Annotated in this window: 3 protein-coding genes; 1 reads left to right on the top strand and 2 read right to left on the bottom strand. The window is 47.2% G+C overall.

Going from position 1 to position 1,708, the window contains the following annotated elements; genetic code table 11:
- Positions 1–113: 113 nt before the first annotated feature.
- Positions 114–419: a DUF523 domain-containing protein gene (locus tag V6E55_RS25365; protein WP_316944120.1), complete on the bottom strand. Its 306-nt coding sequence runs from the start codon at positions 417–419 to the stop codon at positions 114–116.
- 226 nt (positions 420–645) lie between these two features.
- Between V6E55_RS25365 and V6E55_RS25360 the strand changes: the two genes are divergently transcribed.
- On the top strand, positions 646–1,068 hold the full coding sequence (locus tag V6E55_RS25360; protein WP_316944119.1) for a hypothetical protein: 423 nt from the start codon (positions 646–648) through the stop codon (positions 1,066–1,068).
- Positions 1,069–1,342: 274 nt separating this feature from the next.
- Here the strand turns inward: V6E55_RS25360 and V6E55_RS25355 are convergent, their stop codons facing one another.
- Positions 1,343–1,645 (bottom strand): DUF4942 domain-containing protein, encoded by a 303-nt coding sequence (locus V6E55_RS25355; RefSeq protein ID WP_316944118.1) that lies wholly within the window; start codon positions 1,643–1,645, stop codon positions 1,343–1,345.
- Positions 1,646–1,708 lie beyond the last annotated feature (63 nt).

The following is a 1,708-nucleotide window of genomic DNA, read 5'->3' as shown; positions in this document are numbered from 1 at the left end:
AAGTGAAACGCCGTAGCGCCGATGGTAGTGTGGGGTCTCCCCATGTGAGAGTAGGGAACTGCCAGGCATCAATTAAGAAGAACCCCGTACCGTAAGGTGCGGGGTTTTTTGCTTTATGCGTAAAAAAGGTCAAGTGGCGACTTTACCTTGCCCCCTTCGCTCGGCACCTTCATCCCGCCAGATGCCTCGTCATATATATTCTGGCTCCCGCAGGTTGGGCTACCGTCGGTCATAATCGCAAACCGACAGCCCTGACTCTGCGCAGTTTTCAACGCCAGCCACGCCGCCAGCACACACGGCTGCGTTACATCGCACCAGTGTTGCAGCAGATCTGAGGAACAGGATTTATCGGTACCGTTGTAGCGGACAAGGTGCCCTGACAGGCAGGCGCTAAGCAGGATTATTTCTTTGACGGGCATGGGAGATACCTTTGATAAGGTGCGGGGTAACGCGCTTATCTCGATACCGGCGGATGTAAGGTGGCAGAAAATGAGCGGGTGGCGGTTGGATTTTGGGGGAGAGGAAACGCGTATTATAATGAAAAACGAATAGTATCTTCTGCGCTTTAACCCCGTTTATGAACTGCCAGAGGTTAAGCCATGTGTTTTATCCTGAGCGGGTGATACCAGAAGGAGACTCCTGGAAGTGATTGAAAAATTTAAAAGGACGTTAGAAATGAATAAATATCTGTCTGGTCTGTGTGTTGTTTCTTTTTTTTATTTCTCTTCAATGGGTTACGCACACTCTGCGGGTCTAAATAAAGTTCAGGTTAGTATCAAACCCAGCAGCGCTAATATAGGATATATCCCGGTAATTTCTGATGCAGATGAAATCGAGCCTTCTGATTTCAGGGCGTCGGATCTAAAGGAGATGCAGGATAGCCTGAGGAAGATGAAGTCCGACAACAGCAAAGTCGATGAGCTAACTCAGAAGGTTTTACAGCTTGAGAGAAAGAATTCTGAGCAGGAGAGTAAGATCGAGCGATTGCAAAGAAGCCTTGATGACATGAAGCGGAGCAACGACAACCTTTCAAATCAGGTCAGCAATTTATCCGGCAAAATTAAGTGATAAAAAAGAGCCACCGCCTGTATTAACTTACCGGGCTATTAGCGTAAGCGTGCCTGCATTAAAGCCACGCTTATCAGCGCCCAGAAATCGGCCGTAGCCATATAGCAAAAACCCAGCCATAGGCTGGGTTTTCTAAATAGTGGTGCCCGGACTCGGAATCGAGTCTTGTTGCTATTTAATTGATATACAATGTTTATTTTTAATTTGGTGATTTTTGTGCCCTCATTTGTACCCTCGGTCCGTTTGCATTGATTCTGGTGACTCGAATTTGGGTTCAGGTACGAGGTGGTAGGGTTGCAGGAAAATAGCGGGCAACTATTTCGTTCATCTTATCAATCAAATCAGAGCGTTTAAAGATGATGTGCCCAGTGCCTTTCTGGAAGTAACGTATCTCAACATACTCGTCTTCGTAAACGGAAGCGTGCTGTTTGGAGATATGAGCATCGAGCCTGACGGAAAGATCGTTGCGATTCTCCGGAACAGGTTTACCATCCAGCAGATTCAGCATACGATCTAAATCTGCTAACTGCTCACGTCTACGCCCATGACGGAAGTGAAATCCCCTATTAGACGTCAACTACCTTGGCCGGTACGCGTCAACTACTCTGGCCGCCTTTGAGTTATTTCTTAGCTGACTGCT

Origin of the sequence: Enterobacter sp. 342, from assembly GCF_036663495.1 — a bacterium.
Taxonomy (GTDB): Bacteria; Pseudomonadota; Gammaproteobacteria; order Enterobacterales; family Enterobacteriaceae; genus Enterobacter.
This window is presented reverse-complemented; position numbering and strand designations above follow the sequence as displayed.

Coding starts and splice junctions, on each gene's coding strand:
- V6E55_RS25365 (WP_316944120.1), bottom strand. CDS start 419: ATGCCCGTCAAAGAAATAATCCTGCTTAGCGCCTGCCTGTCAGGGCAC.